The 20057-nt window shown below is 63.7% G+C and carries 25 protein-coding genes and 1 pseudogene; 5 read left to right on the forward strand and 21 right to left on the reverse strand.

Going from position 1 to position 20057, the window contains the following annotated elements; translation table 11 throughout:
- The 7 genes from BTH_RS06890 to BTH_RS06920 all read right to left on the reverse strand — a co-directional run bounded on the left by BTH_RS06890 (position 1) and on the right by BTH_RS06920 (position 3935).
- Positions 1–345, reverse strand: coding sequence for a putative holin (locus BTH_RS06890; protein ID WP_004524439.1), 345 nt, complete (start codon positions 343–345; stop codon positions 1–3).
- Between the two features lie 14 nt (positions 346–359).
- Positions 360–566 (reverse strand): tail protein X, encoded by a 207-nt coding sequence (locus BTH_RS06895; protein ID WP_004524438.1) that lies wholly within the window; start codon positions 564–566, stop codon positions 360–362.
- A complete protein-coding gene (locus BTH_RS06900; RefSeq protein WP_004524437.1) occupies positions 563–814 on the reverse strand; it encodes a hypothetical protein in 252 nt (83 codons plus the stop codon). Before BTH_RS06900 ends, BTH_RS06895 begins: the two co-directional genes overlap by 4 nt.
- Complete coding sequence (locus tag BTH_RS06905; protein WP_009897054.1) at positions 814–1293, reverse strand: head completion/stabilization protein; 480 nt, start codon at positions 1291–1293, stop codon at positions 814–816. The genes BTH_RS06900 and BTH_RS06905 overlap by 1 nt, the downstream gene beginning before the upstream one ends.
- Positions 1294–1392: 99 nt before the next feature.
- Positions 1393–2082, reverse strand: a complete 690-nt coding sequence (locus BTH_RS06910; RefSeq protein WP_009897056.1) for a terminase endonuclease subunit — start codon at positions 2080–2082, stop codon at positions 1393–1395.
- A complete protein-coding gene (locus tag BTH_RS06915; protein WP_009897058.1) occupies positions 2079–3092 on the reverse strand; it encodes a phage major capsid protein, P2 family in 1014 nt (337 codons plus the stop codon). Before BTH_RS06915 ends, BTH_RS06910 begins: the two co-directional genes overlap by 4 nt.
- A gap of 33 nt (positions 3093–3125) precedes the next feature.
- A complete protein-coding gene (locus BTH_RS06920; RefSeq protein WP_009897062.1) occupies positions 3126–3935 on the reverse strand; it encodes a GPO family capsid scaffolding protein in 810 nt (269 codons plus the stop codon).
- 143 nt (positions 3936–4078) lie between these two features.
- Between BTH_RS06920 and BTH_RS06925 the strand changes: the two genes are divergently transcribed.
- From BTH_RS06925 to BTH_RS06940, 4 genes are all read left to right on the forward strand, one after another.
- Complete coding sequence (locus tag BTH_RS06925) at positions 4079–5848, forward strand: terminase ATPase subunit family protein (protein WP_009897068.1); 1770 nt, start codon at positions 4079–4081, stop codon at positions 5846–5848.
- On the forward strand, positions 5845–6900 hold the full coding sequence (locus BTH_RS06930) for a phage portal protein (protein WP_009897070.1): 1056 nt from the start codon (positions 5845–5847) through the stop codon (positions 6898–6900). Before BTH_RS06925 ends, BTH_RS06930 begins: the two co-directional genes overlap by 4 nt.
- A gap of 106 nt (positions 6901–7006) precedes the next feature.
- Entirely contained in the window at positions 7007–7279 is a 273-nt protein-coding gene (locus BTH_RS06935; protein ID WP_011401239.1) for a BrnT family toxin, read from the forward strand.
- Positions 7239–7511, forward strand: a complete 273-nt coding sequence (locus BTH_RS06940; RefSeq protein WP_009897071.1) for a BrnA antitoxin family protein — start codon at positions 7239–7241, stop codon at positions 7509–7511. Before BTH_RS06935 ends, BTH_RS06940 begins: the two co-directional genes overlap by 41 nt.
- 557 nt (positions 7512–8068) lie before the next feature.
- On the opposite strand, the gene BTH_RS06945 is transcribed toward BTH_RS06940, so the two are convergent.
- The 12 genes from BTH_RS06945 to BTH_RS07015 all read right to left on the reverse strand — a co-directional run bounded on the left by BTH_RS06945 (position 8069) and on the right by BTH_RS07015 (position 18177).
- Positions 8069–9184: a DUF3396 domain-containing protein gene (locus BTH_RS06945; RefSeq protein ID WP_043288998.1), complete on the reverse strand. Its 1116-nt coding sequence runs from the start codon at positions 9182–9184 to the stop codon at positions 8069–8071.
- Positions 9185–9198: 14 nt separating this feature from the next.
- Positions 9199–9936: a VRR-NUC domain-containing protein gene (locus BTH_RS06950; protein ID WP_009897075.1), complete on the reverse strand. Its 738-nt coding sequence runs from the start codon at positions 9934–9936 to the stop codon at positions 9199–9201.
- Positions 9933–10466: a PAAR domain-containing protein gene (locus BTH_RS06955; protein ID WP_009897076.1), complete on the reverse strand. Its 534-nt coding sequence runs from the start codon at positions 10464–10466 to the stop codon at positions 9933–9935. Before BTH_RS06955 ends, BTH_RS06950 begins: the two co-directional genes overlap by 4 nt.
- Before the next feature lie 102 nt (positions 10467–10568).
- On the reverse strand, positions 10569–10850 hold the full coding sequence (locus BTH_RS34985; RefSeq protein WP_011401241.1) for a hypothetical protein: 282 nt from the start codon (positions 10848–10850) through the stop codon (positions 10569–10571).
- Positions 10851–10924: 74 nt separating this feature from the next.
- Positions 10925–11578 carry an AAA family ATPase gene (locus BTH_RS06965; protein WP_009897080.1) on the reverse strand — a complete coding sequence of 218 codons (654 nt, stop codon included), beginning with the start codon at positions 11576–11578 and terminating at the stop codon, positions 10925–10927.
- 100 nt (positions 11579–11678) lie between these two features.
- Positions 11679–11885 carry an ogr/Delta-like zinc finger family protein gene (locus BTH_RS06970; protein ID WP_004532731.1) on the reverse strand — a complete coding sequence of 69 codons (207 nt, stop codon included), beginning with the start codon at positions 11883–11885 and terminating at the stop codon, positions 11679–11681.
- Positions 11882–12148 (reverse strand): ogr/Delta-like zinc finger family protein, encoded by a 267-nt coding sequence (locus BTH_RS06975; RefSeq protein ID WP_004532697.1) that lies wholly within the window; start codon positions 12146–12148, stop codon positions 11882–11884. Before BTH_RS06975 ends, BTH_RS06970 begins: the two co-directional genes overlap by 4 nt.
- 15 nt (positions 12149–12163) lie before the next feature.
- Entirely contained in the window at positions 12164–13957 is a 1794-nt protein-coding gene (locus BTH_RS06980; protein WP_009897085.1) for a replication endonuclease, read from the reverse strand.
- On the reverse strand, positions 13957–15384 hold the full coding sequence (dcm, locus tag BTH_RS30080; protein WP_043288967.1) for a DNA (cytosine-5-)-methyltransferase: 1428 nt from the start codon (positions 15382–15384) through the stop codon (positions 13957–13959). The genes BTH_RS06980 and dcm overlap by 1 nt, the downstream gene beginning before the upstream one ends.
- On the reverse strand, positions 15381–16502 hold the full coding sequence (locus BTH_RS06995; RefSeq protein WP_011401243.1) for a phosphoadenosine phosphosulfate reductase family protein: 1122 nt from the start codon (positions 16500–16502) through the stop codon (positions 15381–15383). Before BTH_RS06995 ends, dcm begins: the two co-directional genes overlap by 4 nt.
- A gap of 355 nt (positions 16503–16857) precedes the next feature.
- Positions 16858–17079: a hypothetical protein gene (locus BTH_RS07010; RefSeq protein ID WP_009897093.1), complete on the reverse strand. Its 222-nt coding sequence runs from the start codon at positions 17077–17079 to the stop codon at positions 16858–16860.
- Between the two features lie 315 nt (positions 17080–17394).
- On the reverse strand, positions 17395–18177 hold the full coding sequence (locus BTH_RS07015; protein ID WP_004532752.1) for a hypothetical protein: 783 nt from the start codon (positions 18175–18177) through the stop codon (positions 17395–17397).
- A gap of 380 nt (positions 18178–18557) precedes the next feature.
- Here BTH_RS07015 and BTH_RS07025 point away from each other — a divergent pair, with 380 nt between their 5' ends.
- Positions 18558–18896: a DUF3693 domain-containing protein gene (locus BTH_RS07025; RefSeq protein ID WP_009897097.1), complete on the forward strand. Its 339-nt coding sequence runs from the start codon at positions 18558–18560 to the stop codon at positions 18894–18896.
- Between the two features lie 137 nt (positions 18897–19033).
- On the opposite strand, the gene BTH_RS07030 is transcribed toward BTH_RS07025, so the two are convergent.
- Together BTH_RS07030 and BTH_RS07035 are read right to left on the reverse strand one after the other, a co-directional pair.
- Positions 19034–19519 carry an aminoacyl-tRNA deacylase gene (locus BTH_RS07030; RefSeq protein WP_009897098.1) on the reverse strand — a complete coding sequence of 162 codons (486 nt, stop codon included), beginning with the start codon at positions 19517–19519 and terminating at the stop codon, positions 19034–19036.
- 244 nt (positions 19520–19763) lie between these two features.
- Positions 19764–19907, reverse strand: a pseudogene (locus BTH_RS07035) (pyridoxal-phosphate dependent enzyme); the annotation flags it as partial.
- Positions 19908–20057 lie beyond the last annotated feature (150 nt).

Raw genomic sequence — 20057 nt, forward strand, 5'->3', positions numbered from 1 at the left:
TCAGTCTCCCTTGCGAAACAGCGCGAACAGGTCCATGCCCTTCACGCGCTCGATCAGCGTGAGCGTGACCGCGATCACGAGCGCGGCCGCGAAGAACGCGGCGACACCCGTCGAGCGGATCGGCACGGCGTGGATGATTTCAGGCGCGGCGAGGTAGCCCATCACGAGCGAGATGAGCATGTACGCGGCGCGCTTCGCGAGGCCGAGGTCTTTCGACGTGACGACGACGAGCGCCGCGCCCGCGAACGCGCCGATTAGCGCGTCGCCGTCGACGCCCGGCGCGATGCCGGCGAGGCCGACCGCGGCGAACAGCGCCGCGGCCGAAGAAGTGTTCGGTTCAGCCATTCATTCGGCTCCGGTCAGTCAAACAGTTGCAATAGCGGCGTGGTCGTCTCGATCGCGCGGCGCTCGGGCATCTCCACGACGGTTCCCATCGGCAGCACGACGCCGAGCTCGGCGAGGCCGGGGTTCGCTTCGAGCACGGCTTCAACCGTGCCCGCCGTGCTGCCGTAGTGCCGCCAGCACAGCGCGTCGAGCGTCTCGCCTTGCAGCGCCGCGATCTTCATTGCCCGAGCGCCTGCCCGTCGCGATCGAACAGGCCGAGCACGCGCGGCTTGAGCCGGGCTCGCCGGCGCGCGATCACGGCGGCTCGTATGGCCGCCTCCGCGCCGGTGCGATCCGAGCAATAGGCAATCTCAAGCCAGAACAGGCCAGCGACGCGCTGCTGCACCTGGCACGCGCCGGCGCAGAACAGCTTCCCGCCGCGCACGCGGGACTGCGCGAACTGACGAATGCGGTACAGGGGGCGGGCCATCAGATCAGCTCCACTGTCGAGCGCGCGAGGCCGAGGATGTCGCTGATTGCCCACCTCGCGTTGCGGCGCGCTTCGTCGATCGTCTCCGCTAGGTCGGCCGCAGCCTGGCCGCCGCTCTTCGTCGTGTCGTAGCCGCGGTACTTCTCGGTCACGTCCGCGTGCGTCAGGTGGTACACCGCGCGCCGGTAGCGGGAAACGAGCGCGGATTCCCCGTCGACGCGCGCGGCCGGCACGTCGGCGAGCGTCGCCGCGCCCGCCGTGCGATGCCGGGCGCGCCACGCGGCAAGCTCGTCGTTCACGGTCAGCAGCGCGTCGCGCGCGGCGTGCCGCAGCCGCTCGGCCGTCACGGTGCCGTCCAGGCGCATCGCGTCGCGCAGCGCGGACAGATCGATGTCCGGGAAGAAGCCGTCGTTCGTCAACGTGCCTTCGATCGGCGTCGCCGCGACGGCGGGCGCGGCGGTGGCAACAAAGCTGTTCATGGTCGGTTCGCAATGAGGTGGCGGTGGACCGGCGCACAAGGCCCGTGACCGTCAGGCGTAGGGCCTGGGCGCCGGTGCCGCCATGCCGAGGTGGGCTCTTTACGTGCCGTCGGCGCCGTCGCCCCGACGGCCCGCGGCTTCGACCTGCTTCGTCAGCCGGTCGATGTCCTTTTTCACGCCGACGCGATCGTTCAGCGCGACCGCGCGGCGCAGATAGTCGAGCGCGCGCGCCGGCGCGGCGGCCTGCGTCGCGTAGCCGAGCGCCTTGTACAGCTTCGCGCGCACCTGGTCGTGCATGTCGGCTTCGCGCGTCAGATCGTCGACGAGCTCGAGGCTCGCCGCGTCGAACGTCTCGCCGTCGAGGAACGACGACAGCGCGGCGTCGGCGAACTGCTCGGCGACGAGCGACGCGAGCGAGCGCTCGAACTGGTCGGGCAGCGTGAGCCCGTTCGAGAGCGCGTAGGCCGCGATCGCGAGCGCGCCGTCGAAGTCGCCGGCGTCGATGCGCCAGACCATGACCGTCACGAGCACGTCGTCCTGCGCGCCGCGGCCGCCGCTCAACACGCCCGCCACGTAGTCGGCGTAGTCCGGCAGCAGCTTGCGTTTCAGCTCGATCTTCCGCTCGATCGACTGAATGCCCTTGAGCGCGCGGCGGTCGGCCGCGAGCTTCGCGAGCATCAGCTCATAGGCGGTCGCGCCCTTCATCGTCGCGCCGGGCGACGCGGCGGCCGCCGCGCGCGCGGCCGAGACGCGATTGAAGTGTGCGCGGGCGGGCGTGTTGATCGTCATGCCGCCGCCAGTTCGATGTTTTCGGCCACGCAGCCGCAGCCGAAGTCTTCGACCACGTAGGCGTCGTTCGACGATTCGTAGTTCTCGATGCGGTCGCGTTCCGGCACTTCCTTCAGCGTGCGCCGGCGCGCGCCTTCCTGGTAGTAGATCGACAGATTTGACAGCTTCGTGACCATCAGCGCGCGCTTCGGGAAGAACGGCACGCGCACGGCCGGCAGATTGCCGATGCGCTTCTGGCTCACGATCAGATCGGCCGCGAGCCGCTCGGTCGGCGCCTGCGTCGCGTTGACGATCGGGAAATACTTGTCGTGCAGCAGCTCGCGGCCGCAGATCACGACGAGGCCCGTGTCTTCCTGGAACCACGGGTCGATCATCGACGACACGATATCCATCACGAGCGCGTCGAGGTTCTCGTAATCGCCCGCCTTGCCGACGAGCACCTTGCCGGCCTGCTTCGCGCCTTCGTGCAGCACGCGCTGCGCTGCGCGCTCGCGGTACTGTTGCAGCCAACCGATGTTCACGTCCTGCAACAGCGGGTTTGCCTGACGGTCGGTCGTCGCGGCCGCCTTCACGCCGTTCCAGCCGATCATGATGCGATCGAGCGCCCCCTGGTTGAGGATCACGTCGCGGATGCGCTGCTGGAAGTCGGCGAACTTCGCCCACATGTCGAGCTTGCGATACGGAATCGCCGTGTCGTAGTCGGTCTTCTCGCAGCGGTAGCGGTTGCTGTCGAGCGCCGTCGGGTCGATCGGTTGGCGTGCGGCCTTCGTCGTGTCGGTGCGGCTCGCGATCGGGCCGGACACGGACAGGCCGAGCTTTTCGCCTTCGAGCTCGGTCACGGGTAGCACGTTGATGCGCTTGAGAAACTCGCTCGATTCATGCATCTTCGTTTCGAGCCGCTGTTGCACGGTCGGCTCGACCGCGAATTTCTTCGACACGTCGCCCGTGTCGTTCAGCTTGGCGATTTGCGCGGCGTACTTTTCATATGCCTGGCGCGTTTCCTTCCTCATTGGGAAATTCTCCTGTGTGGTGTGCGGGATGGGTCAGCAATCGGTCACGAGCTCGCCCGTCGAGCCGGTCGACGGCGGGCGCTGCGGCGCGCCGTTGTCGGTGTTCGACAGCTTCTCGGTCAGCGCTTCGACGGCGGCGAAGGCTTCATCGGCGCGCTTCTTCGCGTCGGCCGCGGCGCCCGTCACGCTCGTGACAGCCGTGCTCAGCGTCGCGACTTCGCGGCCCGTGTGGTGCGCATGGGTGGCGACCCGCTCGAGCGCTTCGCGCACGTCGGCGAAGCGCTCGTCGTCGTTCTCGCGGTTGCGGGCGAACAGGCCCTTTACCCATTCCTTGAGGCCGGCCGTTTCGGCCGCGCCTTCGAATTCGATCGCCGTCTCGCACGCGGGCGTATAGAGGTTGTTCGAGCGCTTCGCGGCGAATTGCAGCGCTTCGGTGCCGAGGCTCGCCGGGTCGTCGGTCGCCGCGAGCCCGACGAGATACGCCTCGCCGATGTCGGCGAAGTCGGGGTTGATTTCGATCGACGTGAAGAGCTTCTGGCGCTTCTTCGACAGCGCGACGAGCTCGTCGGTCGGATCGATCTGCGCATACAGCGCCATCTTCCCTTTCAGCGGGCCGTCTTCGATTTCGGCCGCCTTCAGCGCGATCACGTCGCCATACGCGCCGAACGGGTTGTTCGCCGACAGCGGCGCCCAGCCCTTGATGTGCTCGACGTTCACGCGTGCGCCGTACAGCTTCGGGTCGTAGTGCTTCGCCATCTGCGTGAGCCATTCACGCTTGATCTCGCGACCGTCGACGGTCGCGCCTTCCACTGCGACGCGGAAGAATTTCGTTTTGCTTGCCATAGAGAGGGTCGAACGTGGTTGAGTGAGCGTGGTTCTCATGTTCGGCGTTCACGCGCCACGGCTCAATCCGCGGCGTTTGTGGGCCACGCGGGTACAGCGCGCTGCGCGTGCTCGCGCGTGCGCGGCGGCCTACGCTTGGCCGCATGCTCGAAACCACGGACCCTCATCAGCTCGAAAACGACGTGCGCAAGGTCGCGCGCACGCTCTATTGGCAAGGCTGGCGCATCGCGTCGATCGCCCGCCATCTCGACATTAAGCCCGCGACCGTCGCGTCGTGGTGCCGCCGCGAAAAGTGGAAGGACGCAACGCCCGTCGAGCGCATCGAGGCATCGCTCGAAGTGCGCATGATGGTGTTGATCGCGAAGGAGAAGAAGGACGGTGCGGACTACAAGGAAATCGACCTGCTCGGCCGCCAAGTCGAGCGGCTCGCGCGCGTGCGCAAGTACGACGAGACGGGGAAGGAATCGGATCTGAACCCGAAGATTGCGTCGCGCAACGCCGGCCCGAAACGCCGTGCGCCCCGTAACGAAATCAGCGACGAACAGCACAAGCGCATCATCGAAGCGTTCCGCGATTCGCTGTTCGACTATCAGAAAGTCTGGTATCGGAACGGCGATCAGCGCACGCGCAACATCCTGAAATCGCGGCAGATCGGTGCGACGTGGTACTTCGCGCGCGAGGCGCTCGTCGACGCGCTCGACACCGACCGCAATCAAATCTTCCTGTCGGCGAGCAAGGCTCAGGCGCACGTCTTCAAGCAGTACATCACGCAGTTCGCGCGCGCGGCGGCCGACATCGAGCTCACGGGCGATCCGATCATCTTGCCGAGCGGCGCGACGCTGTACTTCCTGGGGACGAACGCGCGCACCGCGCAGTCGTACCACGGCAACTTCTACTTCGACGAATACTTTTGGGTTCCGAAGTTCCGCGAGCTGAACAAGGTCGCCTCCGGCATGGCGATGCACAAGCGCTGGCGCAAGACGTACTTCAGCACGCCGTCGAGCGTCACGCACGAAGCGTACGCATTTTGGAGCGGCGCGCACGCGAACCGTGGCCGTGCCGCGGCCGACCGCATCCAGATCGACACGAGCCACGAGGCGCTCGTGCGCGGCATGTTGTGCGAGGACGCGCAGTGGCGGCAGATCGTGACCGTGCTCGACGCGATGGCGGGCGGCTGCAACCTGTTCGACATCGACGAGCTGCGCCGCGAATACAGCGCCGAGGAATTCGCGAACCTGCTGATGTGCCACTTCATCGACGATTCGCTGTCGGTGTTCAAGCTGTCGGACCTGCAACGCTGCATGGTCGACTCGTGGGAAGAATGGGCGGACGACTTCTCGCCGCTGCTGCTGCGGCCGTTCGGCTATCGCGAGGTGTGGGTCGGCTACGATCCGGCGCTCACGGGCGACTCGGCGGGGCTCGTCGTCGTGGCGCCGCCACGCGTCGACGACGGCGCCTTCCGCGTGCTCGAACGTCACCAGTTCCGCGGCAACGACTTTGAGGAACAGGCCGCGGCAATCGAGGCGATCACGCAGCGCTACAACGTCGGCTACATCGCGATCGACACCACGGGCATGGGGCAAGGCGTCTACCAGCTCGTGCGCAAGTTCTTCCCGGCCGCCGTCGCGCTGAACTACTCGCCCGAGGTGAAAACCCGCCTCGTGCTCAAGGGCCAGTCCGTCGTCCGGAACGGCCGCCTGCAATTCGACGCGGGCTGGACCGATCTGGCGGCGGCGTTCATGGCGATCAAACAGACGATGACGGCGAGCGGCCGTCAGGCGACCTACACCGCCGGCCGTACCGACGAGACGGGCCACGCCGACTTGGCGTGGGCGTGCCTGCACGCGATCGATCGCGAGCCGCTCGCCGGCGGCGGCATTCATTCATCTTCATTCACGGAGTTTTACGCATGAGCAAGCGCCGATCGCGCGCGCCGCGCACGTTCGCGGCCGCGCCCAATCCGAGCGCCGGCAGCGCCGCGCCGGCGCGTGCCGAGGTCTTCACGTTCGACGATCCGACGCCCGTCATGAACCGGGCCGAGATTCTCGATTACGTCGAGTGTTGGTCGAACGGCGAATGGTTCGAGCCGCCGGTCAGCTTCGCCGGCCTGGCGAAATCGTTTCGCGCGAGCACGCACCATAGCTCGGCGCTGTTCTTCAAGGCGAACGTGCTGGCGTCGACGTTCCGCCCGCACCGCTGGCTGTCGCGGCACGCGTTCGAGCGGTGGGCGCTCGATTTCCTGACGTTCGGCAACGGCTATCTGGAACGCCGCCGCAACATGGTCGGCGGCACGCTGCGGCTCGAGCCCGCGCTCGCGAAGTACGTACGGCGCAAGGCGGATTTCAGCGGCTTCGTGTACGTGAACGGCTGCCAGGAGCGGCACGAGTTCGCGCCCGACAGCGTGTTCCAGCTCGTGCGGCCGGACATCAATCAGGAGGTCTATGGCCTGCCCGAGTATCTGAGCTCGCTGCACTCGGCCTGGCTGAACGAATCGTCGACGCTGTTCCGGCGCAAGTATTACGAGAACGGCAGCCACGCCGGCTTCATCCTGTACATGACCGACGCCGCGCAGAAACAGGACGACGTGGACAACATGCGCGACGCGCTGAAGAACGCGAAGGGGCCGGGCAACTTTCGCAACGTGTTCATGTACGCGCCGGGCGGGAAGAAGGACGGCATCCAGCTCATTCCCGTGTCCGAGATCGCCGCGAAGGACGAGTTCTTCAACATCAAGAACGTGACGCGCGATGACCTGCTCGCTGCGCACCGCGTGCCGCCGCAGTTGCTCGGCATCGTGCCGAGCAATTCGGGCGGGTTCGGCACGCCGGATACCGCTGCACGCGTGTTCGGGCGCAACGAAATCAGGCCGCTACAGGCCCGCTTCGCCGAGCTGAACGACTGGCTCGGCGAGGAGGTCGTGGCGTTCGACGATTACGAGATTCCGCCGGCGCCGGTCGCGGCGTAGCGCATTGAGCGGGACGCGTCCGCGCCCGCGAACGCTGCCTCACACGGATAAAAGTATGTACAAATATTCGTTGCGCCGGGATATTTTTGTACTTACAATAAAGCCCATGGAACTTGAATACGATCCGAACAAACGCGACAAGACACTGACCGAGCGGGGGCTGGATTTCGCGCGTGCAGTGGAAGTGTTCGCCGGGCACCACTTCACGTTGGAGGATACGCGGGAGGATTACGTTGAATCGCGCTACATCACGGTCGGCATGCTGGACGGCCGCATGATCGTGATGGTTTGGACGCCACGCGGCGAGGCTCGCCGCATTATCAGCATGAGGAAAGCAAATGACCGTGAGCAAGCGCGCTACGCATACCGATTGGGTTGATCCGGACGACGCGCCGGAGCTGACCGACGAATTTTTTGAACGGGCGGACGAGTACGTCGGCGACCGTTTGGTCCGCCGCGGGCCGGGCCGGCCGCTCGGCAGTCACAAAACCGCGACGACGATCCGGCTCGACGACGACGTGCTCGACGCGTTCAAAGCGACCGGCCGGGGCTGGCAAACGCGGGTGAATGCCGCGTTGAAGGAGTGGCTCAAGACGCACAAGCTGGCGTAGCGAATCGCATCGGTCAAATGCAGGGCCGCGCACCGGGCAACCGGGCGCGGCCTTTTTTGCGTCTGGAGAACGCGAACCGCAGAGCGACTCGGTGGGACGGCGCGCGGCGTGTCCCGTCAGTGTCCCGACTAGCGTCCCGTTGTCCCATCTAGCGTCCCATCGTCCCGATTGCTGTTGCCGCGAGTCCGCGAAAGCGGTATGGGTCGATTCCGACGGCGCGATTAGAGGGCCTACAGCGGCTTGGCGCTGGCAGGGTGGATGCGTCCCAGCCGCGCGCCGCGAGCGGCTCCACGAGGCCGTGACGCGGCCGCACGGGGTATTTGAGGGTCCGGCCCGCCTGCACACCGGCGGTCGCTGCGGCGGCTTTTGCGCGGTCCCCCTCCTCGCCCGCGGGCTTTCTTGATGGGGCAGTTTTCATGCATTCGCCGCCCAGCGCCCGAGCGCCTACTGGCGCGGGCTTCGCGTGATTTCGCATGGTGGCAAATTTGTGCGTTTTCATGCGCTTTCGTGCGGAATTTGGCACCACTATTGCAACTCGCGCAATGGCACCCTTGCCGTTACGGCGACGGCGGCAGCTTCGGCATCTTGTGCAGCGCTTCCCAATAGCCGTAGATGCGATCGGGATCGATATCGAATCGGTGCAGCCAAGCCTCTGTCGAGACTTCGGTGTTTAAAAGCGGCGCGGTGCTATTCGGCGTGCCGCTCTGAAGCGTGCCGACGGCATCGGCAATGAGTGGACGCAGCGCCTGATTCACGAGTACATATGCTGGCGGCGGTTCGGGCGCTTGCCCCTTCTCCCCTGCGATTCCCGTTTGCGGTGCCACTCCTGCTTGAATGAGCAAGCCGTCGTTACCGTAAGACCGCAGCCCGAACCAATCGGGAGGGAGAGCCAGACTCTGCCGCCCGCCGAGCTCGCGCACCATATCGGCATTGATTGCCGTGAGCCAGTCGACCGTTTTGATACGGTTCGTGAGTCGGCGCACCCCCCTTCGAACTGGGTCACCTACATCGAGCCCCGGACCATAGCGACGGGCCAGAAAATACTCCGACGCCTCGTTCGGATCGCGCCGCAGCAGTGACAGATTCACCGCATACCCGGCATGCCCATGTACGGCGTCCAGATCGTCGGCCGCTTGTGCGAAAAGTGCCTGAAAAACATTCGGGCACAACGTCAGGAACGCCGGCGGGACTGAGAACGACAGCACATCGAGCCCGCGATTCAGCGCTGCTTGCCAGTCTTCGAGACAGAACGTCACAAACTCCATCGCCCCCGCGCCTTCTTTCTCTTCCGCATCTGACAACCCGACGACGAGTAGATCATCAGACGGAATGTCCTTCGCGAGCGAGGAAAACGACGGAGCTTTTTCAATCGCCGTCGGTTGCTTCCCCTCCTGATACAGCCAGCGGAGTGGCGTGCCCATCGATGGTTCGCGTCCTTGCGATTGCTCAAGTGCGCGCTGATATGTGCGAAGCGCAGCGTCGTAGCGTTCGAAGCAGCGAGCTAGCGCCTCGCGCCTCTGCGGCGTGTGCCCGTCTCGGAAGTACAGTACGCCGCGGACGGCCAAAATCGCGCCTACGATCTTGCGTTGATGGTTTGGCTCAAACAGCCCATAAGGGAGTGATCCGGCCCGGCCCGGATCATTCGCCCATGCGGCCAGTTCATCTTGCGTCATTGCCATAATTAGAATCAGGGAAGCGGTAACGGTACGGGGGGAATCGGCGGCATCAGCGGCATGATACCGCCCGACGACGGCAGCTTGTCGCCGAACATGTCTTCCAGATTGGGTTGCTTTTGAGTGGAGGTCGACGGCTGCGATTGACGATCCGCCTCGCCGCACCGGCAATCTTCCGGCCCAATCGCCGCAAGCTTTCGGTCATCGCCGGCGATATCCAGATACGCCTCGCGCTGGCCCTTCGAAAAGTCGTCGGGCGGAAACTTCATCTCGACAATCTGCTTGATGTTGGACTGGATCGGCGGCTGGCTTGGATCGTTCACGATCACGACATCAGGCCGGCGGAAGTACGTCTTCTTCGCTTGCTTGTATGCGTCCATGCCGCCCGGAAAATACTTCTGAATCCATGCGGGCAACCAGCTATGCGGCATGAGCGGGTCGGCACTACTCATCACGGGCGCTGGGGGAGATTGCCGCATGTCGTAAGTGACTTCCGGAAGATACTGCGTCGGCGCGCCGGTCAGTCCCTTGGCGACCAAGTTTTTCGCCTTCAGCCGTTGCGATACGCATGCCTGGCGCAAAATCTTGCCGTCCGTCGTCGCGACGCCGACACGGCTGCAACGGCAAATCGCATCACATAACACAGCATGATCCTGCGGCGACAATTGCCCGCGGCTCAACCCAACTCGCGTGGTGTGGCCTTCGCCCGTCGACATGCCGCCGACGGCGTTGCTTGTTCCGTAGTCGCTCATGCGGGGCTCGCGCCCGAGTTGGTGAACGTCAGCGACGAAGCTTCGTCACTGTCGAGCCAGCTTGTGAATCCGTTCGCGTCGGTTTGACCGTGGACGGTCCGACCGTCCGCGGACGTGATCGTATATGCGTGATTCGCGAGTGGCTCGCGTGTATGGTCATCGAGCAACTGGAAGCGGCCGCGATACGGTTCATTCGGCGCCGAGCGCGCCTGCGCGATGACGCTCTTTCCGCCGCCAATGGGGCTACCTTGGCCCGCCGTGGGCGCAACCGTTGCGGTGCCTTGCGAAGCGATCAGCGTCGCACCGCATGCCGTCTTGTCGCCATCGGTCGCGACCGGCCGGTCGCCGAACGTCATGTTGAGTCCGCTTTTCACGCTCACGATCGGAAAGATTCCACCGCAGCGCGGGCACGTCACCATATCGCCGAGCAGCGCGATTGCCTTGCCGTAAACGAGATTGGCCGTGTTACAGCCGACGACACGGCCACCGTGCGTCGTCGTGTCGCCTTCGCAGATGAATGCAAATCCCATGTTGACAACCCCCGGAGTATTTGGCGGGGAATGTAGCATGTACTCCAGAGCGCCAATCCTGTCAGTTTTATCAGGGCGGCTGCGCTCATGATGCGAGCGTCGTCAATCGCGCATCGTCTCGTCAACGAAGCGCGACGCGCCCAAGGCGAGCACGGCGTTTCGCGATATACCCATTGCATGCGCCGCACGGTCGACGCGTTCGAGCAGTTCGGCATCAATATCCATGCTGATTTTTTTCTTTCTCGGCCGGCGCGGCGCTGTCGGGCTCTGCGGCTCGACTGTTACAACAGGCGGTGCCGCCGGCCGCGCGTCAGGTGCACCCGAAATGAATGCGGCAATCGCCGCCTCGCCTTGAGAAAGCGTCGGTCTTTTCGTAATCGACATGTCAACCCCTATCTATTAACTATCCTCTCGATACCATGTCGATATCCATTCGATATCGACATGATGTCTTTTCACTAGCACGCGAGCGCCCCGCTTGCTCGCAGCACGGCATCCTGCACACGTTCGATTTCTGCACACGCTACGGTGTCGCGGCGCGGCATTTCTTCGACGTGCAACCCGGCCGCGCTCGCGTTCGAGAACGCTTTGCGACGATGCAGACGGCACGGCAGCAATTCGATGCCCGCGTAGCCCGCGATGATCGATTCGGCGTCGCGATTGTCCGCCCCTTGCACATCCGCGGCGTTCAGAAAAGCGAATGCGCGCAGCTCGCGCACTGCGCGAGCCTCATCGAGCAATTTCGCCATGTCATCGAGCGCCCACACGTCGAAGGATCGCGGGAGAACCGGAATCAACACCGCGTCGGCGACGGTCAGGGCCGCCCGGAACGCACCGGAGTCGCGCCCGCCAACGTCGATCACGACGTGATCGAACTGCACGCACTGCTGCAGCACTTGGGCCCGCAACGACGGGCCGTCCGCATAGGCCGACGCCGCGATCAACGGCCGGCCCGTGTGTGCGCGAGCCGTGATCGCCGACAGGCTCGTTCGCTGGCTGTCACCGTCGACGAGCCAAACGCGCGCGCCGTCGAGCGCCAGACCGATCGCGAGCTGTACCGCAGTCGTCGACTTTCCGACGCCGCCCTTCGGGTTTCCCACTGCCAGAATCATCAACCACCCCTATCTCTGTTCGATATCGACTCGATGCCGTTTAGACACCGTGTCGATGCCGTTTAGACACCGTGTCGATACCGCTCCACTTCGCAGCAGCTCAGACAGCGAGCCGCATCTGTTCGCCGACGCGCTCGCGCCGCTGCACGGGCGCCGTCGGCGTCATTTCGAGCCGTGCGCGGTACGTATGGCCGCACACTACGTCATCGCACTGGTAATCGATCTCCCACGCCAGCGCGGACTTCTGTTCCAGCACGCGGGCGATGCCGCGCGCGCCGCAGTGAGGGCAAGCAATCGTGAATCTCACTTCGCCGCCTCCATCAGCCGGAGCGTCGTGCGCGAATCGACAAAGCCGCGCAGTCGATCCGATGGCCGCACATCGAGCGCGACGTCGGGCCGCGGCCGCGCCGGGGGCGACAGCGAGAACAGGATTTCGAGACCGGCCGGCGTTCGAAAGCCGCAGTCGTCGCACACGAAGTAGAGGCGGCGCAGCGTCTCCGACATCGCTTCCGTATGGCGTGCCTCGATTTCGCCTCCGCAGCACGGGCATTCGATCGTCATATGCGTCATAGGGTGTTCCTCACTCTACAGGTTCCGATGACCCCGTTTCGCGCCGTTCCCTACCCCGTTGGCACCGATCCGTACAGCTTCCGCGGGTATCTCGGCCACCCCTGGCCGATCGTCCCGCGTACAGTTATTGACACGAGTCCAAGGGCGGGCGGCTCCGCCGCCACGCCGAACGACCCGCCACTCGTGCCGCGTCGACGGGACGAAAATCTTCGTCTCGCGCGAGTACGAGCAGAGCCCATCGACGATGTGCGCAACGCCGAGCGCCTCGACGCCGTGCGGCACTCGCACCGGGCCGATGCCGTACCGCCCTTCGCGCTGCTCGACGGTATGGCGCACGTACACGATGCGCGCTTCGCCGGCGATACCTCCCATTGCGCGCGAATACTCCGCCCAGTCCGCCGCGTGCTCGTCGGTCTTCTGCGCGGCAGTCCACGCAGCGCGGATACACGGCGCTTCGTCCTCGCTCGGCAAGTCCTCTTCCTTGACGCGGCGCAGCTCGCGCCATACGCCGACCGGCGCCCCGCCGAACTGTTGGAACTGACGGATACCCCACAGCGCCGCCCATGCCTCGACACGCTGCGACGGCGTGATTTCGTCTCCGTCCCACATGTCCGCTTGGATGACGTAGCCGTCCTGCGTCTTGTGCTCGCCGACCGCATGGCCGTCGATATTCTTGCTGATGTACTTCGCGACGTAACCGACCGCCGAGCCTTTCGCCCGGTCGATCATCTCGAAGCGCACACGATGGCGCTGCGCACCTGGCTCGTCGCCGGAATCGCGCAGGCCGTGCTTGCGCATGACGGAGCAGAATCGTTCGATCTTGTCGGCAAATACCAAGCCGTGCCAATGAGGCGTACCGTCGTGATTTGGCTCGGCAACGCGCATCCCGAAATAGACGATGCCTTCGCGCTTCAGCTCGGCACGAGTCCGTTGCCATACCTTGCGCAAATATGCTTGCGCCGCGCGCGGATCGACATCGTCATAGCGCGGGTTCGGGCGAACCCAACTGTCCGTCGTCGTGACCGCGTGAAATCGGCTCGGGCAGGTCAATGTGAACATGACGCCCCGAAACTTCGCGTCGTCGGCAAGCTCTTCAAGCCCGCGCAGACGCGTGAACAGCTCGCCGCGCTTCATCGCCTTGTTTGATATGCCTTTTGCCGCCAGTTCAGCGAGCGTGAATTGCTGGCCGACCTCGTTCTCCATCGTCACGGATTCGAGCGTGCGCGCATTGCGCCGATTCTGTGCAACGCGACGACGCACGGCGTCATCACTCGCATACGGTTCTGCGCGACGATGCACGTAATGTAAGCGGATATTGCTAAATTCGAGCGCACGAATATGCATCTTGCGCAGTTGTCGCCGCCACCACAACTCGCAGCGCACGCGTGCGACACGCTCGGCCGGATGCTCGAAATTGGGTAGGTCGACGCCATACATCGCGCACGCATTCTCCGCGACAATGTGCGCGTCGAGTATCGACAGCCCATGCGACCGCAGCGAGACATCGATTGCGATTCGACGGGCTTTCAGGCAGATTTCGAAATCATTGGCGTCCGGCCGGACAGGGAAACTGTCGGGGGCGTGCTCGTCGAGAAACTCGCGAATTGCACGCGCAGCTTCCGACACGTCGAACATACGATCCGCGACCTGCTGGTCGGGCCGTGCAAACTTCACGGCGCTCGCATGGCCGGCCGCTTCCGCGTGGCTCAGCGCGCGCCGATACCAACGCGCCGGCAGGCGCTTCGCGGCTGCCTTCGCTTCGGGGATTCCGGGCAGGAAATCCGCTACGTCGTACGCGTAGATCCACATTATCGAGCCCTCGCCTCTGCCGTCGCGAGCTGTTCGACGAGCTCGATTCGCTCACCGATCCAACGCATCACGGACACCGCCATGCTGTTGCCGAGCGCCTTGTAGCGCGGGCCGTCTTCCACGTGCGCTGTCCACGAACCGTCCAGATTGGGCACAAAGAGGTCCGGATATTTTCGGCACCGTTTGGCGCTCGGCCGCGCCCGCATTACACGAATGGGAATCCGCGTGTAGTCGTCCGGGAAGCCTTGCAGGCGCTCGCATTCGCGTGGCGTCAGCCGCCGCACCGTCGACCCGATCATCGCGTGCGCCTTGTCGCTTCCGCCCTGGCTTGCCCGAAGCGCCGGCGTGACGCCCTCCGACAACTCCGGGAGATTGGCGCCGTCACGTCCGCGCAAACTCAACGCGACGGCCGCATGTCCGCCGCCGAACCCCTCTCCGCGCAACGTGCCCGCGATTTCGCCGATACTGAACGACGTGTCGCCGCCGGCCTTGCAATCGAAGGCGATCACCGGCTCACTGGTAGCTGCAAGCGTGAAGCACGGATCGGTCGATTGTGGGTTCGACCGATTACTAGGGTTTGTCACCTGCTGAAGGTCATACGCACGCGCGACGAGCGGTACACCGCGGCCCGTGCCATCTTCGCTCGCGTCATACCCACTTCCCTTCAACGTATGTGCAACGAGCGTTTCCGTCTCGAAGTCCTGCCGGCTCATCCCGCCCGCATTCAGGCAATACGATACGTCGCCCGTGCTTGCGATCAGTCCGCCGTCGCACTCGAAGTCGGTTCCGAGTCCGCCGCCGCTCTGAGGGCGTGCGCTAAGGCAGGCGGCAACACCTTCCCGCGCTTTGCGGCGCGGCGCCGGATACCCGAGCATGCCTTCGCGCTCAAAAAGAACCGCTGCGGCACGTCGCCAGTCTCCAAGATGTCCGACAACGAAGACACGCCGTCGTCGTTGAGGGACGGCGCGAGGGTGTGATTCCACTCGGACGTACTGAGCGTCAAGAACCCGGTATGCGAACCCATACCCGAGTTCTGCCAAGCCCCCGAGGAAGGTTCCAAAATCCCGTCCGCCGTTGGACGACAGGACACCGGGGACGTTTTCCCAGACCAGCCAGCGGGGAGCGTAGCGGCGAGCAATCGCAAGATAGGTGAGCATGAGGTTGCCACGCGGATCATCCAGCCCCTTGCGGAGTCCGGCGACGCTGAATGACTGGCAGGGAGTTCCGCCGACGAGAAGATCGATAGCTGCATCAGGCCATTCCTTGAAACGCTTCATGTCCCCAAGATTGGGAACCGTTGGGTAGTGATGGCGCAAGACTGCGCACGGAAACCGTTCAATCTCGCTGAACCATGCCGGCCGCCAGCCGAGCGGATGCCATGCAACCGTAGCCGCCTCGATGCCCGAACAAACGGAACCGTAGATCATTCGCAGAGCCCGTATGCAGACGCGCACGCGGTCGGCGGCTCGACATCCACGAGAAGATCGTATTGCCGGCCGCCGCGCGTCGTTTTCGACCATTCGACGACTGAATAGATGGTACTGTCCTGCCCCGCATGTCCCTGCGTGCCCAGGTGAAAAAACGAGACTGGCGAGCGCGGACGGCAAACCGTCGAAACTAACCGCTCCCATTCCGCGATACGCTCGACGTGCTCGGGAAATCGACGCGCGATCTCACGAATTTCGCGCTTCTGAGCATTGATGCACGGCATACAGCCAACGCGCGACATTCCCCGGCGATACAGCGGGTTCGCGCGAATGCCCGCTGCCGCGTGCGCCTCGAACACAGCCTCAACGTTCCAACGTAGGATCGGGCGATAGACAGCGTAGTGGCCGCCGCGCCATTCATAAGCGGGAAGCCAGCGCCGAGCGTCGCTTTCGTCCGCTCGCACGCCCTGCCACGATTCCACGAAGTACCCTTGGTCAATCAGGCCAATCGCGTATTCCGTCAGTGGATTGCGCTTCAGGTACTCCGTGCAGTACTGGCGGTTACGAGACGGGAACCCACCGCGCACCATACACAGGTCGAGGAACGGGACGCCGGTCGGGTGCAGCACTTCAAGCGCTCGTGCGGCCGCCTCAGGCGTCCAGCGGTACATGAACTCACGCTTGCCGTATACGGCCGACTCGAGCTCGCCAGCGGCGATCCGCGCGAGGTTTGCCCGCTTCGTCGCGAACTCGTCGGCGAAGTCGGCGCGGACAACGTCGACGGGAATGTCGAGCACGTGCGGCAAATATTCGAGCGCGTACTCGTAGGTCGCCTCATGCTCGTTTCCCGTGTCCGCGAACACGGCACGCACGTTCTCGCGGCCATGCAATTCGAGCGCGACTAGCAGCGTTGCGGTGCTGTCCTTCCCGCCAGAAAGCGAGACGACATGCAGTGTTGAACGACGGTTACGGACACTATCCACCCAACGGCTCCAAACTAAAAAAAAGCGGGGCGCTGTCCCAGCCGCCCCGCAAAGGCTCGCCGTGGCTATCCGAGGGCCAGAAAGTTGCACGGCGAGTGACCACACGTCAGCCCAGCTACCGCGCGCTATGCGCATGAAACCGGGCGAATCTCCTGTCGTGCCGGCTCTTCCGGCTCACCATGTACACCGCACCACGCAATGATCGCGACGAGGGAAATCAACCAGATCGCCCAAAGCGGCAACGTCTTCTCCGTCCTTTTCATCTGCTCTCCTATCGCAGAATCAACCGACGCCGCGCAAGCTTCGCGAGCAGTGGTCGCAATTCCTTCATCGCATTGGCCGCCGCTCGATCGCCGCGCGCCGTACGCGGTGGGGTGTACACAACGAAAGCCGGCACGCAAACGCCCGCGCCTATCCCAAGTTCCGCGAGGTCTTCGAACAGCGCTTCTCGCCGTTCAGCGACCCCGCGCTCGTTCGATTGCTCCATGCCCTACCACCGATGCGAAGCAAGCTGTAACGCTTCATCGCGCGTCATCATGACCGTCGTGTCGCTCGCGTCCGGCTGCTCGCACCAGTGATATTCCCGGCAACCCGACGGCGTTTTCACGATGAAGTAACCGCCGCGCATATACCGCTCAAAGAAAGGGCCGACTTCGACCACCCCCGGCGCAACGACGCGCGGCTGTGCCTGCGCAATATCGAAATCAGTCACGCGAGCCTCACAATCGAATACACCCGCCCGATGCGCTTCAACGTCGCGCGTGGTCGATCGACATCAGCCGCATCGCTCGCGCGACGGCGTGCCATCTGCTCCGCGTTGCTCGCGCGAATCATTCGCCGAATCGCAATCGCTTCCGCCTCTTGTTGATTAGGATTGCTATAAATATGAGTCATTGAATCACCCCGCTATGTGTGTTTGTGCTGTCAACAGTTTGGGTCGCTGCGGCGGGCTATACTTACTCGCCCCTCAAGACCCATCCAATCGCGATAAACAGAGGCAGAAATGAACACGAAGGATTCTCCGAATTCACCCGCAACTATCGAGAACGTGCAGCAATTCACGAACGCCGGTCTTTTCGTGACCGGCCAGATCATTGCGCGCGTTATCCCCGTCTTTCTCAGCCACCCTGTCACTGACCACGCCAGCCTCGAACGACTTATCGAGGCCCTTAAGGCACTCGGTAATGAACTCGCGAAGGAGTCGCCGCTGTTCAGCGTTCAAGTGATGGACGGCATCATCGGCGAATTGCTCGACAACCCGCACAAGGTCTTTCCACACGTTGCTTGATCGCAGGCGCATCAACACATCTTCGAACTCGCGAGCCCGCGCCCGCTGTGCACGGACTCGCTCGATCCAAGACTCGCCGCCATACACGAGCGCCTCGGCGACTAGCTGATAGGCAGCGACACCGTCCGCGGCCGAATTACCGCCACACGTGAGTACGGCACGGGTCAGCAACCGCCGTCGAACATCGTCGCGCACAACGTTCTGCGACATGACACCGGCAAACCGGATCGCCACGGTCCACAGTTCAAACTGGTGATCTGAAAGCAGCGATCGAGCGTTTGCGATGATGCGATCCGCGCACTTCAACTCGCGATACAACGCATCGACGCTGCCACCGTCAATCGCCGCTTGCCGTTCGTTGGCACGCGTGATGCCCTCTCCGATCACGGCGTCACGCTCGTTCATGTTCGCCCATTCCATCTTCTGGTCGAACGTGGCAACTGAAAGTGCGCTGCGGATGATGATGTGCGCGACGCGCAACTCGTCGCGCAGTTCGTTCACGATCGTTTTCATGCCGCCCATCCCCCGCGGAGCGTAGCCGGCGTTTGCGTCCACTTTTGGACTAATCCGATCATTGCGTCCATAAACGCACGGAAATACGGTTCGATCGTCTGGCGCACCAGCGCCGAAGGTGTAAGCGTTTGTTGCAGCGAAACGTGCATCTGACTTCCCCTTTCTCAACCCCTTGAACGGTGTACGGCTTGAAAGTCGACCGGCGGCTGGATAGCTAGTCCAGCACCGGCGGGGTTGGGAACCGGCTGCCGAGTCGACAGGCGGAGAATAGTCTCATTTGATGAAACGTGTCAATGACTGATACGTATCATGCACAGTGACAGTTGCATCTGATGAAGCGTCGCAGTACCTTTGACGCCGGGTTGACTTTGATTGGATAGGGGTTGTCTATGAAAACGACAGTCGATTGGCTCGACGCGGTGAAAGCTCGCCTCGACCTTCCCTCCGACTACGCAGCAGCGAAAGTGCTGGGAGTGACGCGTGGCGCGGTCAGTAAGTACCGCAACCAGCAATCAGTGTTCGACGAGAAAACAGCTATCCGCGTTGCGGAAATTCTGGGCGTCGATCCGTTCGAAGTGATCGCCACCGCGCATGCCGAAAGCTCGCGCGACGATCGCACGAAGGCAATTTGGGTTCATGCATTGGAAGTTTTTTCCAAGGGCCTCCAGGGTTTTCGGTGGCTGGCGCTACCCGCTAACGCTTGCGGGGCCTTGGTCCTGCAGGTGTAACGCCAGCTAAAGTTAGCGATCCCTTTTTACGTTATGTCAAATAACAGATACCGACGAACTCCCCCTGACAGTCCGCCGCGCGACACCCGTCGTTCGGCTCGGACTCCAGCCACATCCGTGCGGGCCACTCACTTCGCTCAGGAAACCACCCCCTGAATCTTGTGCGAGAAGCTCGCCCGCTCCGCCTTGTCCATCAGCGAAAGAAACTCGTCGCGGTCCATGTGGATCAGCTCTTCGTGATCGCCGGCCTCGAAATACACGTCGGGCTGCCGCGCAAGGCTGTCGTCGAGGAACGTCTGCATCCCGTAGGCCATGCACACGGGCGGCAGCGCACCCACGTCGCAATCCTTGAACAACTCGCGCAGTTCAACTTCCTTCGCGAGCACGAGATGGCGTCCGGTCTTCGCCCACAGCTCCGATAACCGCACCGCGTGCGTCGTCGGCAGCACGGCCGCTACGTAGCCTTGCGCGTCTTCGAGCAGCACGGTCTTCGCGAGTCGGTCGCCCGGTATATGTGCAGCCGCAGCCGCCTCCATGTTCGAGTGGCTGTACGGATGATGGATGACTTCGTATCGCGAAGCCTTCTGGCGCAGGCAGTCCTGCAGGGTGACGGACATCGACATGGCACACCTCCGTCTGAGAAACGTTGATCGCCGCCGGTTGGCAGGATCTTTGTAGGATAGGTCGCGTTCGCTCGTCCGAACAATGCGGCATCGCCGCACCTACGTCGGCTCGAGCCCGCGTTCGCGCAGCCAGTCGCGGTTGAAGCGCCGCGTTCGATACATGTCGCCGCGGTCGCACAGCAGCGTCACGATCGTATGCCCGGCCCCATCTGCCGCGCAAGCCAGACGGCTACCGCGACATTGATGCCGCGCGATCCTTCACCGAGCCGCCCGGATTCATGAATTCGGCCTTGCCGAGTATTTCGCCGCCCGTTTCCGCGCTGAGCTTGCCCAGGCGGATCAGCGGCGTGCGTCCCACGCACTCGGCGAAAGCCTGCCGCACGTCCACGATCGTTCCTCCTTCCTCACCCGCTGCGCGCGCCGTCCTCCCGGTGGCGCGACCTCACGCCCCACTCGCAAGGATAGATGACGGTGCCGGCACGCGCCGCGCTTTCGTCGCCCGACACCGCGTACTAAGCTGAAAAATAAGCAGGCAACC

Origin of the sequence: Burkholderia thailandensis E264 (assembly GCF_000012365.1) — a bacterium.
In the GTDB taxonomy this organism is placed as follows: Bacteria; Pseudomonadota; Gammaproteobacteria; order Burkholderiales; family Burkholderiaceae; genus Burkholderia; species Burkholderia thailandensis.